We start from the raw sequence: 14363 nt of genomic DNA on the forward strand, positions 1-14363 counted from the left end.
TGCCGTGGATTCCAGCTGCGACCTACCACCAGAGTTCATTCGCAAGCACGGGATTGAAATTCTGCCCATTTACATTCACCACGCGGATGGTACCTACCAAGATACCCGCGACCCATTCACCATGAAATCCTTTTATCAGGAACACAGCCGCGTACGCTACGGCAACGCGCAATCAGAACCTCTGTCTGTTTCTGATATCAGCGCTATTTTTGAGTCTCAGTTTTTGCCCAAGTACGATCGCGTCAATGTCATCACCATTAACAGCCGCAAAAGCCAGGTATACAATCGCGTGACCGAAGCGGCCATGATCAACGAGCCCAAGTTCCGCGACAAGTCGCAGCGCGATACACCATTTCGCATTCGCATGCTCGACAGCTACTCCATGTTCAGCGGCCACGCCGTCCTGGTCTGCGAATTTGCCAAGCTAATACACGAACAACGCGAGCCGCAAGCCAAAGCCATTGCGCGCGTTAATGCCCTACGCGATAAGGTGTACGGTTACATAGTGCCCTTTGATTTGTCCTATATGCGCGAGCGCCGCAATTTGCGCAAAGGCGACCACAAAATTAGCTGGCTTTCCTACAAGCTGGCAGAAGCCTTTGGCATCAACCCGGTCATTGAACTACACAAAGGCGACACCCACGCATTTAAAAAGCCAAAGGGCTATCACAATGCAATACAGGAGCTGCTAGACCACGCCCGCAGCTCTATCCTCTCTGGGTTGGCCACAGATACTATTGTCATGAGCTACGGCGGCCTGCTCGAAGACATCCAAGACTTACCCGCACTGGTGGAATTCCGACAGTTTGCCAAGCAAAAAGGGGTGCGCACCATGCTATCGATGATGTCGGCCACCGCCGCAGTGAATGTAGGCCCCAAGGCATTTTCGCTCGCCTTTGCGCGCGAAGACCACTGAACGCCAATGCACTTACCTACCCCATAAAAAAGGCCTGCAATTGCAGGCCTTTTTTATCCATCAATGATCAATCGTTGATCCTTGACACGCTTACATACCGGAAACCATGGAAATCATAACCCCCGCAGCCACAGCCGAGCCGATAACTCCGGCCACGTTGGGCCCCATGGCGTGCATCAGCAAAAAGTTCTGCGGGTTCGCTTCCAGTCCTAACTTGTTAGACACCCTGGCTGCCATAGGCACAGCAGATACCCCGGCCGAACCAATCAAAGGGTTTATGGGCATATTGCTAAAGCGGTTCATCAACTTCGCCATTAATACCCCTGCAGCGGTACCAATCCCAAAGGCGACAATGCCCAAAATCAAAATACCCAGTGTTTTAGGGTCTAAGAATTTGTCGGCGGCGAGTTTCGAGCCCACCGACAGCCCCAGGAAAATTGTGACAATGTTGATCAAAGCATTCTGCGCAGTGTCGCTTAAACGCTCAACAACACCGCACTCGCGCATCAAATTACCCAGACAAAACATGCCCAACAGCGGCGCGGCCGATGGCAGCACCAAGGCCACCAAAATCACCAGCAGCAGCGGGAACACAATTTTTTCCCTGCGCGACACCACGCGCAGCTGGGTCATTTTAATTTTGCGCTCTTCGGGCGTGGTCAGCGCCCGCATAATGGGCGGCTGAATCAAAGGCACCAAAGCCATGTAAGAGTATGCCGCCACCGCAATGGCTCCCAAGAGATCGGGCGCCAGAATACTGGTGACATAAATGGCCGTCGGACCATCAGCCCCGCCAATAATGCCAATGGCCGCGGCTTCTTTAATGCTGAAATCCATCACCCCCAGCGCCGACAGCCCCACGGCACCGATCACCGTGGCAAAAATTCCAAACTGCGCCGCCGCCCCCAAAAATAAAGTGCGCGGATTGGCCAGTAGCGGGCCGAAATCCGTCATGGCACCCACCCCCATAAAAATCAACAGGGGTGCCACTCCACTGGCAATTGCCACCGTGTAAAACTGGTACAACATGCCATCGGCATAGTTGAAATCCATCGCCACTTGCACGGCGGCAACGTGTGCGGCAGCACTGGCCTGATGATAAGCCTCCAGCAGCTGGTGCGGGCTTTCATACACCACCCCCAGCACCTGGGCCAGAGCGGCCATCACTTCGGGTTTTGCGAAATAGATGGCGTTTTCAACGGCAGACAACGCCAAACCCGCACCGGGAATGTTTGCCAAGATACCGCCGAACCCAATGGGCACCAACAGCAATGGCTCAAAACCTTTGCGGATCGCTAAAAACAATAACGCCATGCCCACCACAATCATCGCAAACTGACCCGTCTGCATATGGTAGATACCGGAGTCGCGCCATAACACTAACAATGCGTCCATGATGTCTCCTAGGCAATGCTTAACAAAGTATCGCCAACGGCAACGGAGTCGCCTTCTTTGACGGAGATTTCACCCACAATACCGGCCTTGGGCGCGCTGACTTCGGTCTCCATTTTCATGGCTTCCAACACAACAATGGGCGCACCCTCTGCCACTTGCTGCCCGGGTTTAACCAACACGCGGAAAATATTGCCGGCCAAAGGCGCAGGCACTGGCTCGCCGCCGGCAGGCACCGCAGCTGAGCCAGTGGCACCGCTGGATGTTGCGCCCCCCACTGGTGAAACGCCTGTGAGATCGCCACCTTCTGCCACAGTCACCGTGTATTGTTGGCCCTCTACGGTCACGGTATAGACTTCATCGCCCGCATCGTTTTTCACCGGCGCCTTACTTTTGCCAGTCGGCACCGGCTCAAAGGCCTCGGGGTTGCCGCGGTTGGCCAGAAATTTCAAGCCAATTTGCGTGAACAAGGCATAGGTCAATACGTCGTCGATTTCGTTTTCACCCTTGGCCAGGGTAATGCCTTTTTCCTTTGCCACTTCGCGCAGCTCGGCTACTAACTTGTCCATTTCTGGTTCAATCAGATCCGCCGGGCGACAGGTAATGGCCTGCCCACCGTCTAATACGCGCTGCTGTAATTCAGCGTTGACCGGCGCGGGCGTTGCGCCGTATTCGCCCTTCAGAACGCCTTGGGTTTCCTTAGAGATCGACTTGTAACGCTCGCCAGTCAGCACGTTCAACACCGCTTGCGTGCCGACAATTTGCGAGGTAGGCGTGACCAACGGAATAAAACCCAGGTCTTCGCGCACTTTCGGAATTTCGGCCAGTACCGCGTCAAACTTGTCGGTGGCGCCTTGGTCGCGCAACTGGCTCTCCATGTTAGTCAGCATGCCGCCCGGCACCTGGGCCACCAGAATGCGGCTGTCTACGCCGCGCAGAGAGCCTTCAAAGTTAGCGTATTTTTTGCGCACTTCGCGGAAATAGTTGGCGATATCTTCCAGCAGATTGATATCCAGACCGGTGTCGCGCTCGGTACCCTTCAGCATGGCCACCACCGATTCCGTAGGGCTGTGACCGTAGGTCATAGACATAGAAGAAATGGCGGTATCCACTGTGTCGATACCCGCTTCCACGCACTTGAGAATGGTGGAAGTAGACAAACCGGTAGTGGCGTGTGCGTGCAGCTGAATAGGAATGTTCACCGCCGCCTTCAGTTGCTTCACCAACTCGTAGCCCTCATAGGGGCGCAGCAGGCCCGCCATGTCTTTAATGGCGATGGAATCGGCACCCATGTCTTCGAGCTTGCGACCCATATCCACCCACATATCCAGGGTGTGTACGGGGCTAACGGTGTAAGAAATGGTGCCCTGCGCGTGTTTGCCCACCTGTTTGACTGCTTTCAGCGCTGTCTCCAGGTTGCGCACATCGTTCATGGCGTCGAACACGCGGAACACATCGACTCCATTGTGGGCGGCGCGCTCCACAAATTTTTGCACCACGTCGTCGGCGTAGTGGCGGTAGCCCAGAATATTTTGACCGCGAAACAGCATTTGCTGCGGCGTATTGGGCATGGCCTTTTTCAGTTCGCGAATGCGATCCCACGGATCTTCACCCAGGTAGCGGATGCAGGCATCAAAGGTGGCTCCGCCCCAGGTTTCCAGCGACCAAAAGCCAACCTTGTCCAGTTTTTCGGCGATGGGCAGCATATCGTCTATACGTAATCGGGTGGCAAACAACGACTGGTGTGCGTCTCGCAACACCACATCAGTTATGCCGAGTTTCTTTTGGCTGGCTGTCATGGGTAGACCCTTTTCATGGTTCTTGTGTTAATCACCCGAGGGTGATGCTGTCCGAATATTCTGTGTTTAGCGTTTGCGGTGTTGCGCGATGGCTGCTTCTATCACGGCCAATGTGCGTGCATCCACGGCAGCGGGTGCGGCAGCCGGCGGCGGCATCACCTTTTCCTGTTCTGGGAAATAGCGGGTCATAAACCGCGACATCACCACGGTTACGCACACCAGTGTGCTCAGGAACACGATCACCGTGCCCATGCCAAACACCATTAAATCGACGCCCTGCTGGACGATATCCTGCTGCATATTTCTCTCTCCGCAAAGATTGCCGGGCCCCTTGGCGAGGTCGGCGGCGCCTATGAAACCAAATTTCGAGAAAATCTACAAAATTCAGTAACATGGGAAACCAAATCACCGGCAAAATAGCACTATTCCCACCTTAACTGGTGAAATAACACACACAATAGCGCCAGTTTCGTTAAGATGCGCGCCCCGACCCCGAATTAACCGCCATGACGACCCCAAAAGCCGAGCCACAGATTGCCCTGGCGCCGATGGAAGGCGTGGTGGACTACCCCCTGCGCAGCCTATTAACCGAGCTTGGGGGTATCGATAGCTGCGTGACTGAATTTGTCCGCGTCACCGACCAAACCCTACCCCGCAAAGTATTTACCCGCCTGTGTCCCGAACTGTTGAGCGTCGACGATATCTCGCGCACACCCAGCGGCACACCGGTGGCGGTGCAGCTGCTGGGCGGCAAACCTGAGTGGCTGGCCCGCAATGGCCGCAAAGCAGCGCAACTGGGCGCAGCCGCCGTCGATATCAACTTTGGCTGCCCCGCCAAAACCGTCAATCGCCACGACGGCGGTGCCTGTTTGCTGCAAACGCCCGAGCGGGTGTTTGATATTATCAGGGCCACGCGCCAAACCGTGCCCGCCGATACGCCGGTCACCGCCAAAATACGGCTGGGTTACAGCGACCGCAGCAACTACCTGGAAATAGCCCAGGCCGCAGCTGAGGCCGGCGCCGATCGATTAACCGTGCACGCACGCAGCAAGGCCGACGGCTACCGTCCACCCGCCTATTGGGATTGCGTGGGCCACATACAGGCTGCCGTCTCGCTACCGGTGGTAGTCAACGGCGATATCTGGTCCGTGGCCGACTACCACCGCGCCCGGGCCGAAAGCGGCTGTCAGGACGTCATGATCGGCCGCGGCATTCTGTCCTGCCCCGATCTGGCGCGGCAGATAAAGGCCAGCCTGCGCGGCGAAGACTACCAACCACTTTCCTGGCTGGCGGTGGCTCGATTAGTGCACCACCACTACGCCATCAGCAAACCCCTGTTTCCCAAAAAGTACCTGGGCAACCGCCTAAAACAGTGGCTGGCGCATTTGAAACGCCACTACCCAGGTGCACAGGTGTTTTTCGACAAGGTCAAAACCCTGCGCGATGAGGCCGCCATCGACCAGTGCTTTAACGCGCTGTTTGAATCTGAGCAGTAACGCCCAGCGCTCGCTTAAACCGCCTAAATCCGGTCACTGATCGAATACCGCCCTTGCAATCCAAGCGAAAACCCCCAACCCTGCATCATCACCTACCGCTTTTACGACGGATATTACATGGACGCGCCCGTACACCCATCGCCTGCCCCCCTACCTCAACCCACCGCAGATATCGCCGCCACCGATGCCGAGCAAACACCACCGAAAGATCTGCGCATATTGTTATCCCTGTGGCCCTTTCTCAAGCCCTACGGCGGCGTGCTGCTGGGTGCGGCACTGGCGCTGATCTTTACCGCCGGCACCACCTTGTTGCTGGGCCAGGGCGTTAAGATGCTGATCGACGAAGGCTTTGTATCGGCCTCTGCCAGCCAACTAAATCAGGCGGTGGGCTTCATCTTTCTCATTACCGGCTTGATTGCTGTGGGCACCTTTGCGCGCTTTTATCTGGTCTCCTGGCTTGGCGAAAGGGTCACAGCGGACATTCGCGCGGCGGTGTTCAATCACCTGGTGACCCTGCACCCCAGCTACTTTGAAACCAATAAGAGCGGCGAAATCATGTCGCGGCTCACCACCGACACCACCTTGCTGCAAACCATCATTGGCTCGTCGCTGTCGATGGCCTTGCGCTCGTCGCTGACCTTTACCGGCGCCTTAATACTGCTGCTGGTGACCAACCTGAAGCTCACCGCCATGGTGTTGCTGTGCGTACCGCTAGTGATAGTGCCGCTGCTGTATTTCGGCCGCAAAGTGCGCAACCTGTCGCGCCAAAGCCAAGACTCCATCGCCGACGTAGGCACCTACGCCGGTGAAATTATTCGCCAGATTAAAACCGTGCAAAGTTTTACCCGCGAGCAGGCCGAGCAACAGGCCTTTGGGCGCGAGGTAGAACGGGCATTCAACGTGGCCAGGGCGCGCATTAAACAGCGCTCCGTGCTCATAGCCGCCGTGATTGTCATGGTGTTTGGCGCCCTCTCCACCATGCTGTGGGTAGGAGGCATGGATGTTATCGAGGGCCGGATGTCGGGCGGTGAACTGGGCGCCTTTGTATTCTATGCGGTAATGGTGGCCTCGGCGGTGGCCACTATCTCCGAAGTGTACGGCGACTTGCAACGCGCCGCCGGCGCCACCGAACGGTTATTGGAGCTGCTGGGCGCACCCTCGCTCATCAAAGCACCTCAAGCGCCTGTGTCGCTGCCGCACCAGCCGCTCCCCATTCACTTTCAGGATGTCAGCTTTAGCTACCCCTCACGCCCCGACCAATTGGCATTGAATGGCATCAATCTTGAAATAGCTGCCGGCGAGGTGATCGCCCTGGTGGGCCCCTCGGGCGCCGGCAAATCCACGGTATTTGAGCTGCTGTTGCGCTTTTACGACCCACAATCAGGTCGCATTTGCCTAGGGGGCGCACCGCTGCCAACACTGGCACCCGAGGCCCTGCGCCAACACATGGCACTGGTGCCGCAGCAGCCGGCCCTGTTCACCGCCGATGTGCGCTATAACATCGGCTACGGCAATCCCGGCGCCACCGATGCGCAAATTCTGGCCGCCAGCCAGGCCGCCTTTGCCCACGAGTTCATCGAACAGCTGCCCGACGGCTACCAAAGCAACCTGGGCGAACAGGGTGTGCGGCTCTCCGGCGGCCAGCGCCAGCGCGTTGCCATCGCACGGGCCATTCTGAAAGACCCCAGCCTGCTATTGCTCGACGAAGCCACCAGCGCGCTGGATACCGAGAGCGAGCGCAAAGTACAGGTGGCGCTGGAACGCCTGATGCAAAACCGCACCACGCTGATCATTGCGCACCGGCTAGCCACGGTGCTGCACGCAGATCGCATTGTGGTCATGGATAAGGGCCAGATTGTGGCTGTGGGCAAGCACCAGACCCTGCTCAAGACATCGCCGCTCTACCAGCGCCTGGCCGAACTACAATTCAACGACGAGCGCGCGTAATGGCTGGCGCAACTGGCCGGCCAATCAGTTATACTCGCGCACCTTTTTTAACTAGCTTGAGGAAATGCCGTGTTTAGCCAACTTGGTCTGGACGATCGACTTATCAAAGCCCTGGAAGCCCAGACCATCACCGAGCCCACCGACGTTCAGGCCGCCGCCATGCCCGTGGCACTGGCCGGCAATGACCTGCTGGTGATGTCGGAAACCGGCAGCGGCAAAACCCTGGCATTTTTACTGCCGCTCGTTCAGCAGCTGCTGACCAGCCCCATCGATCGCAATGCCGGTACCTTGGCATTGATCATGGCGCCAACCCGCGAGCTGGCCAAGCAGCTGCTCAAAGAAACCAAACAAATTCTGAAGTTTACGCACCTGAAGGTGGGCATTGTCAGCGGCGGCGACGATTACAAATTCCAGGCCGCGCAATTGCGCAAAAACCCGGAAATTCTAATTGCCACTCCGGGCCGCTTGCTCGAGCATTTCAACCGCAATCTGCCCGCCATGGACGACTTGCAGGTGCTGGTGCTAGATGAAGCCGACCGAATGCTCGACATGGGTTTTCACGACGACATGGTCGCCATCGCCGCCAAGCTCAACGCCGAGCGCCGCACCTGGCTGTTTTCCGCCACCCTGTCGCACGCGGGCGTGGGCACCCTGGCCGGTCAACTCACCCGCAACCCGGAAAAGGTCAGTCTGTCTACGGGCCGCCAAACCCAAACCAATATTCACCAGCAGGTTATTCTGAGCGACGGCCAGAATCACAAACAAAAAACCATTGCACACCTGCTGAAAAGCACCGACTACGAACAGGCCTTGGTATTCACCAACACCCGTGTGCAGGCCGATCACCTGTGCCAGTATCTGCGCGGCCAGGAAATTAAAACCGGCGCCATTCACGGCGACATGACCCAAGACGATCGCAATAAAGTGATGGAACTGATGCGCAAGGGCCACGTAAAAGTACTGGTGGCCACCGATGTGGCCGCGCGCGGCATCGACATCGGCGGCATTGAGCTGGTGGTCAACTTCGACATGGCGCGCAACGGCGACGACTACACCCACCGCATTGGCCGCACCGGGCGCGCCGGCGCCGACGGGCGCGCAATCAGCTTCATTACGCCGCAGGAATGGAACTTAAAAGCAGGCGTCGAGCGCTACCTGAGTACGCGCTTTGAAATTATCAGCCTGCCCGGCTTTGAATCGCGCTACACGGGCCCGGATAAAGTAAAAACCTCTGGCAAAGCCGCCGGCCCGAAAAAAGCCGATCGCAAAGCCGCGCAGGAGCGCGCTGCCAAGAAAAAAGCCAAAGACAGCAAGGTGAAAGTGCGCGAACGCGATCAGAAAAATATTGGCAAGCGCCGCCAACCCAAGGCGGTACCCAATTTGGGCGACGGTTTTGCACCGCCAAAAATCACGCGCAAAATAGCACCCGATAGCAACGAAGCCGATTAACTTACCTGGTTGCGAAAAAGCGCGTGAACTGGCCGGCTCCATAGCCAGATAAACATATGCAGTTTGGCGACGTCACCTTCACCTAAATCCTCAAGGGCAGCGCAAAGCTGCCCTTGATCGTCTCGGCAATGTTTAGCCCCGCAGTTTAACCCTCCGATCGATCACCGTGGCGTTTGCCCTTGCGAGCCTGACGCTGGGCCATGAGCTCATCCATTTTCACCTGCTGCTCGGGCGTCAAGATCGCGCGCATGGCCTGCATGTGTTGGCTTTTTTCCACCATGTGTTGGCTCACCTGCGCGGCAATCACATCGGCCTGTGCTTTCAGCTCTGCCTCGCTCGCACCCGCCTTGGCCAGTTCTTTCAAAGCCTTGCGCTGTTCGTGGAGCGCCTTGCGCTCGGCTTTTAAGGTATCGCGCTTAGCCGCGCGCAGGGCCTTCAGTTGTTCGACCTGTGCTTCAGTCAAAGCCAGCGCTTCGGTGAGATGCGCCAACCGCCGCTCGGCCTTTGGCCCCGCTTCGGCAAAGGGTGGGTGGTCGCAGCCTTTCATAGAGGGCTCAGCGTGAGAAACCCCAGCCGAGACCGTCAGCAATACCGCTGCGGCCATCGCTGAAACTGCTGTAAAACGCTTGATAGTGTTTCGCATTGATCTTCTCCTCGGTAAACAATGCATATTGGGCGTGCATTGCCATACTAGCGCCGCCTTGCGTAAAGCGGCGCTAAGCGCGGTAAACTACTGTTAAGAAAGGTAATCCCGCGCCCAATTGCCCGGCGCTCAGGTGAAAATACTACTCACAGCAGTTAAGACAGCGAACGACACTATGCATTCCCTACTCTTGGTAGATGACGATCTCGAGCTTTGCGAACTCCTGGCCAGTTACTTGAGCGCCGAAGGCTTCGAGATCACTTGTCGCCACAATGGCCTGGAAGCGGCCAAATTATTGGCCGACACCAGTTTCTCGCTCATCGTATTGGACGTGATGATGCCGGAGCTCAACGGCATGGCGCTACTCAAGCAACTGCGCGCGCACGACAGCACGCCGGTGTTGATGCTCACGGCCAAAGGCGATCCGGTGGATAAAATTTTAGGGCTCGAACTGGGCGCCGACGACTACCTGGCCAAGCCCTGCAATCCGCGCGAATTGCTGGCGCGCATCAAGGCTATTTTGCGGCGCACTGAATCCCCCAATGCTCAACCCGACACCGCGCTTGGCGTGGGCGAGCTGCAATTACACCCCGGCAATCGCACCGGGTTTTACGGTGCCACCAAGCTCGATCTCACGGGCGCCGAGTACACAGTGCTGTCGCTGTTAATGGCCTCGGCGGGTCAGGTGCTCTCCAAAGATACACTCACCGAACAGGCCCTCGGTCGCAAGCTGACCGCCTACGACCGCTCCATCGATGTGCACGTCAGCAATATCCGCAAAAAGATTCAGCAGGCCGGTGGCGACAAAGACCTGATCATAAATATTCGCGGTGCCGGCTACATGCTAACCCGAGATAGCAGCCAATGATTCGCCTGTTTTGGAAGGTTTTTCTGGGCTTTTGGCTGGCCACTGTGCTCATCATTCTGGGCACCGCGCTGGTGATTCACAAGCTCGACCCGGGCGGTTTCCCAAAGCCCGCCAGGGCCCCCCTGTTTAACCAAGACCCCCATGCCATGCGCATTCTGCACCTGGCCACCCGCGACGCCGTCAACTCCACAGAAGCGGAATTTGTGCACCGCCTGCGCACCATGCCGCCCTGGGCGCTGCGCTCCGTATATGTGGTCAACAGCCAGGGCAACGACCTGCTTGGCAGACAGCTGCCACGCCCCGTCGAAGAACTGATCCGCAACCTGGATCACCAACGGCCCTTCCAGCGTCTGGACCGACGCAAGCGCCAGTTCTTTGGCCGCTTGGTGCAGTTGGAAGACGGCCAGATTATGCGCATGGTGGTGTCCTCACAGGATGGCCAACCCAACCTGCTGCTAAAGCTTTTCCTCATAAATTTCTGGCCGATTTTCTTAGTGTCGGTGTTAGTAAGCGGCAGCTTGAGCTACTTGCTGGGCCGCTACCTGGCAAGGCCGGCAGAGGTGCTGAAAAACGCCACCCAGCGTTTGGCCGAAGGGGATTTTGACTATCGCGTTGCGCCCCAAATGAAACACCGGCGCGATGAGATGAGCAGCCTTGCCATCGCCTTTGACCAGATGGCCGAACAGCTGCAACAGTCCATGGCCACCCAACAGCGGTTGATTAAAGACGTATCCCACGAACTGCGCTCGCCGCTGATGCGTTTACAGTCAGCCCTGGGCATTGCCCATCAACAGGCAAACCCTGCATTGGCGGAACATATTGGCAAAGCGCAACAGGCGGCGGAATACTTGAACAACATAATCAGCGATATTTTGTCACTGCCCGTGAACGCCAATGAAGATTGGCCCCTGGAAGACGTGATAGACCTGCGCCTGCTGCTGGAAAGCCTCATCCAGGAACTGTCGCCTCAGGCACAGGCTAAAAACATCCGGTTTAAGTTTATCGCCCCACTGCCCGAAGAAGCCCTGGTACAAACGCGTAGCAATACGCTGGTGGGCGTGTTCGAAAATCTGTTCAGCAATGCTCTTCGACACACACCTGAGGGCGGCCAAATTTGCGTGACATTGACCCGAGTAGATAAACACTGGCAGGTGACTGTGACAGATACCGGCCCAGGTGTGCCGGAGGCAACGCTGGAGCAGTTATTTACGCCGTTTTACCGCACCGACGAAGCGCGCGACAGGCGCCAAGGCGGTGTGGGGCTGGGTTTAAGCATTGCTCGGCGCACCGTCAGCCTGCACGGCGGCACCATCAGCGCCGCCAATGCGCGCACTGGTGGCCTGACTATGACAGTGCAACTGCCCCTGAGAGACCAAGTAAACCCAGACGCCACCGATAGATAGCGCAAGCGTTCCGGCTGTCTGTTTGCACGCGGACTAGCCCGGCAGCTTAGTGACTTCCACGGCCAAGCCCATGTGGTCGGTGATGGCGGCGGCCTTATTGGAGCCGCCGTGCCCCACGGTGGAACCCTGCGACAGGTAGGCGACTTTAGTCAGGCGGATGGTAGCCGTATTGTAGACAGCCACATCGTACATCTGCTTCGCATTGCTATTAGTGCCGCCAAAAGATTTACCGTAGCTATCCATGGGCTCAACATCGCCACCTTGATGGGCGTTGGTAAATAGCGCGCCCACGGCTTTGCTCACGGCTTTTGGCGTAAAGCTCTCACTGGATTGATTGGTATCGCCCATGACCAGGTCGATGGCACCCTTGCCCGAGGCCACCAGTCGCTGGTTGATGTCTTGGTAAAAGCGTGCGGCCTTGTCTGCCGATTTGGCGATGGCATTGGGCACATGCACAAACACGACATTCACATTGCCACTTTTCACCGCCACCCAACCCATGCCGTAACCCAAGGGCTCGTGTACTGCGCTGAGATTGGCATGTACGCTAAAACTGTTACACGCCTTGCCCGTAGAAACCGCGCACACCAATTGGCCTGTGTGCATTTGGGTATCGTTCCATTCGCCGTGGCTCGCATCCATTTCGCCATACACCAGCAAATCACTGCTGCGGCCAAATTCGCGTACCAGGTGCTGATGGGTATCGCGCGCCTTACCTTCCACCAGGCTTAAAAATTGCCCCAGATCGTGCTGGCCTTTAGCCATATAGCCGACGGGCGCTGAGGGTACCAGCTGGGCCGGCCCGTGCACCGGCACATGGGGCGGCACACTGGCACCCGCCGTGGGCATGGACAGGCGCCAAGCGTCTGCATTGGCGGCCTGGCGATCGTGTGTTTCACGGGTAAAGCGCTGCGAATTGGCGGCGCCAACGCCGCGATTCTTGCTGGCATTGGCATTGAGTGATTGGTAGAAAAAAATTGGCATGAACCTTTCCTCGTTCGTTGAGCGCACAATGCGCCGTCCCTGACGTTGGCATGTCTGAATGCCCAAGACGAACTATTATTTACCCCCTAGCCTCTTCTGCCAACTGTTTCACCCACTTGGCACTGATAATGGCGTCTCATTTCACACATTGTCATACCAATGGTCCAAGGCTGCTGACTGCCTTTCCAGTCACAGAGCAATCAGTGGCGGCACTATGCCCCAGTGCGCCCCGTGTACAAAACTATGGGCACGGTTGGCAATTTCAATTTTCAACTTAGGCCGCTATTAACTATACCTATTGGATGTGACGGTTCTCCGGCGCCAGCCGAAACCCTGCGCAGCGCTCAGTTCATCAGCCAAACAATTTTTCAACGGAGTTTTCCATGACGCACAGTGATACCCCCTCCACAGGTAAATGCCCCTTTATGCACGGCGCACTCACGCGCACCGGCGGCACTGGCACTGCCAATGTGGATTGGTGGCCGAACCAGCTAAACTTAAAAATGCTGCACCAACACGATAAGAAATCTAACCCGCTGGGCGATGCTTTCGACTACAAGGCGGCCTTTAACAAACTCAACTTAAAGGCCACTAAAAAAGACCTGCACGCACTGATGACCGACTCCCAAGACTGGTGGCCGGCGGACTACGGCCACTATGGGCCGTTTTTCATTCGCATGGCATGGCACAGCGCCGGCACCTACCGCATGGGCGACGGACGCGGTGGCGCAGGCAACGGTTCTCAGCGCTTTGCGCCCACAAATAGCTGGCCGGATAACGTCAACCTCGATAAAGCCCGCCGTCTACTGTGGCCCATCAAACAAAAGTATGGCAATAAAATTTCCTGGGCCGACCTCATGATTCTCACCGGCAATGTGGCGCTGGAATCCATGGGCTTTAAGACCTTCGGCTTTGCCGGCGGCCGCGAAGACATTTGGGAACCCGAAGAAGATGTCTACTGGGGCTCAGAGAAGAAATGGCTGGACGACCAGCGCTACAGCGGCGACCGCGAGCTTGAAAATCCGCTTGCGGCGGTGCAGATGGGCCTGATCTACGTCAATCCCGAGGGCCCCAATGGCAACCCCGATCCCAAGGCTGCCGCGCGCGATATTCGCGAAACATTTGCACGCATGGCCATGGACGACTACGAAACCGTGGCCCTGGTGGCCGGTGGACACACTTTTGGTAAAACCCACGGCGCCGGCCCCGAGCACCACAAGGGCCCAGAGCCTGAAGCGGCACCCATTGAAGCCCAAGGCCTGGGTTGGCACAGCAACAAGGGCACCGGCCACGGCGAAGACACCATTTCCAGCGGCCTGGAAGGCGCCTGGACACCCACGCCCACCCAGTGGGACAACAGCTTTTTCGACACCTTGTTTGGCTACGAGTGGGAGCTGACCAAAAGCCCCGCCGGCGCCCACCAGTGGAAGCCCAAAGGCGATGCCGGCAAGGGCACCGTGCCCGAC

12 protein-coding genes are annotated in these 14363 nt (G+C 57.2%); 7 read left to right on the forward strand and 5 right to left on the reverse strand.

Annotated features, from left to right (window positions below; all coding sequences use genetic code 11):
* On the forward strand, window positions 1-916 hold a 916-nt coding region (locus ACW8F6_RS11125), incomplete at its 5' end, for a DegV family protein (RefSeq protein WP_491575944.1).
* A 90-nt stretch (window positions 917-1006) separates the two neighbouring features.
* Here the strand turns inward: ACW8F6_RS11125 and ACW8F6_RS11130 are convergent.
* The 3 genes from ACW8F6_RS11130 to ACW8F6_RS11140 all read right to left on the reverse strand — a co-directional run bounded on the left by ACW8F6_RS11130 (window position 1007) and on the right by ACW8F6_RS11140 (window position 4407).
* Entirely contained in the window at window positions 1007-2311 is a 1305-nt protein-coding gene (locus ACW8F6_RS11130) for a sodium ion-translocating decarboxylase subunit beta (protein ID WP_491575945.1), read from the reverse strand.
* Between the two features lie 8 nt (window positions 2312-2319).
* Window positions 2320-4107, reverse strand: a complete 1788-nt coding sequence (oadA, locus tag ACW8F6_RS11135; protein ID WP_491575946.1) for a sodium-extruding oxaloacetate decarboxylase subunit alpha — start codon at window positions 4105-4107, stop codon at window positions 2320-2322.
* A 66-nt stretch (window positions 4108-4173) separates the two neighbouring features.
* The gene (locus tag ACW8F6_RS11140; RefSeq protein ID WP_491575947.1) at window positions 4174-4407 is read right to left on the reverse strand and encodes an OadG family protein; all 234 of its coding nucleotides are present in this window, start codon (window positions 4405-4407) and stop codon (window positions 4174-4176) included.
* Window positions 4408-4613: 206 nt separating this feature from the next.
* Here ACW8F6_RS11140 and ACW8F6_RS11145 point away from each other — a divergent pair, with 206 nt between their 5' ends.
* The 3 genes from ACW8F6_RS11145 (at window position 4614) to ACW8F6_RS11155 (ending at window position 8999) form a co-directional block, all read left to right on the forward strand.
* A complete protein-coding gene (locus tag ACW8F6_RS11145; protein WP_491575948.1) occupies window positions 4614-5603 on the forward strand; it encodes a tRNA dihydrouridine synthase in 990 nt (329 codons plus the stop codon).
* Between the two features lie 117 nt (window positions 5604-5720).
* Window positions 5721-7550 carry an ABC transporter transmembrane domain-containing protein gene (locus tag ACW8F6_RS11150; RefSeq protein ID WP_491575949.1) on the forward strand — a complete coding sequence of 610 codons (1830 nt, stop codon included), beginning with the start codon at window positions 5721-5723 and terminating at the stop codon, window positions 7548-7550.
* A gap of 69 nt (window positions 7551-7619) precedes the next feature.
* Window positions 7620-8999: a DEAD/DEAH box helicase gene (locus ACW8F6_RS11155; protein ID WP_491575950.1), complete on the forward strand. Its 1380-nt coding sequence runs from the start codon at window positions 7620-7622 to the stop codon at window positions 8997-8999.
* Window positions 9000-9144: 145 nt separating this feature from the next.
* Here the strand turns inward: ACW8F6_RS11155 and ACW8F6_RS11160 are convergent, their stop codons facing one another.
* On the reverse strand, window positions 9145-9642 hold the full coding sequence (locus ACW8F6_RS11160) for a Spy/CpxP family protein refolding chaperone (RefSeq protein WP_491575951.1): 498 nt from the start codon (window positions 9640-9642) through the stop codon (window positions 9145-9147).
* 175 nt (window positions 9643-9817) lie between these two features.
* On the opposite strand from ACW8F6_RS11160, the gene ACW8F6_RS11165 reads away from it, so the two are divergent.
* Both ACW8F6_RS11165 and ACW8F6_RS11170 read left to right on the forward strand, forming a co-directional pair.
* Window positions 9818-10510: a response regulator gene (locus ACW8F6_RS11165; RefSeq protein WP_491575952.1), complete on the forward strand. Its 693-nt coding sequence runs from the start codon at window positions 9818-9820 to the stop codon at window positions 10508-10510.
* The gene (locus tag ACW8F6_RS11170; RefSeq protein WP_491575953.1) at window positions 10507-11913 is read left to right on the forward strand and encodes a sensor histidine kinase; all 1407 of its coding nucleotides are present in this window, start codon (window positions 10507-10509) and stop codon (window positions 11911-11913) included. Before ACW8F6_RS11165 ends, ACW8F6_RS11170 begins: the two co-directional genes overlap by 4 nt.
* 33 nt (window positions 11914-11946) lie before the next feature.
* Here the strand turns inward: ACW8F6_RS11170 and ACW8F6_RS11175 are convergent, their stop codons facing one another.
* Entirely contained in the window at window positions 11947-12897 is a 951-nt protein-coding gene (locus ACW8F6_RS11175; RefSeq protein ID WP_491575954.1) for a hypothetical protein, read from the reverse strand.
* Window positions 12898-13280: 383 nt separating this feature from the next.
* Between ACW8F6_RS11175 and ACW8F6_RS11180 the strand changes: the two genes are divergently transcribed.
* Window positions 13281-14363, forward strand: a 1083-nt coding sequence (locus ACW8F6_RS11180) for a peroxidase family protein (protein ID WP_491575955.1), incomplete at its 3' end; no start/stop codon positions are given.

It is taken from the genome of Simiduia sp. (assembly GCF_058345725.1).

Bases quoted from the DNA above. Each gene is read 5' to 3' on its own strand.
- ACW8F6_RS11140 (WP_491575947.1), bottom strand. From the start codon at position 4,407: ATGCAGCAGGATATCGTCCAGCAGGGCGTCGATTTAATGGTGTTTGGC.
- ACW8F6_RS11175 (WP_491575954.1), bottom strand. From the start codon at position 12,897: ATGCCAATTTTTTTCTACCAATCACTCAATGCCAATGCCAGCAAGAAT.
- oadA (WP_491575946.1), bottom strand. From the start codon at position 4,107: ATGACAGCCAGCCAAAAGAAACTCGGCATAACTGATGTGGTGTTGCGA.
- ACW8F6_RS11145 (WP_491575948.1), top strand. From the start codon at position 4,614: ATGACGACCCCAAAAGCCGAGCCACAGATTGCCCTGGCGCCGATGGAA.
- ACW8F6_RS11170 (WP_491575953.1), top strand. From the start codon at position 10,507: ATGATTCGCCTGTTTTGGAAGGTTTTTCTGGGCTTTTGGCTGGCCACT.
- ACW8F6_RS11165 (WP_491575952.1), top strand. From the start codon at position 9,818: ATGCATTCCCTACTCTTGGTAGATGACGATCTCGAGCTTTGCGAACTC.
- ACW8F6_RS11160 (WP_491575951.1), bottom strand. From the start codon at position 9,642: ATGCGAAACACTATCAAGCGTTTTACAGCAGTTTCAGCGATGGCCGCA.
- ACW8F6_RS11150 (WP_491575949.1), top strand. From the start codon at position 5,721: ATGGACGCGCCCGTACACCCATCGCCTGCCCCCCTACCTCAACCCACC.
- ACW8F6_RS11130 (WP_491575945.1), bottom strand. From the start codon at position 2,311: ATGGACGCATTGTTAGTGTTATGGCGCGACTCCGGTATCTACCATATG.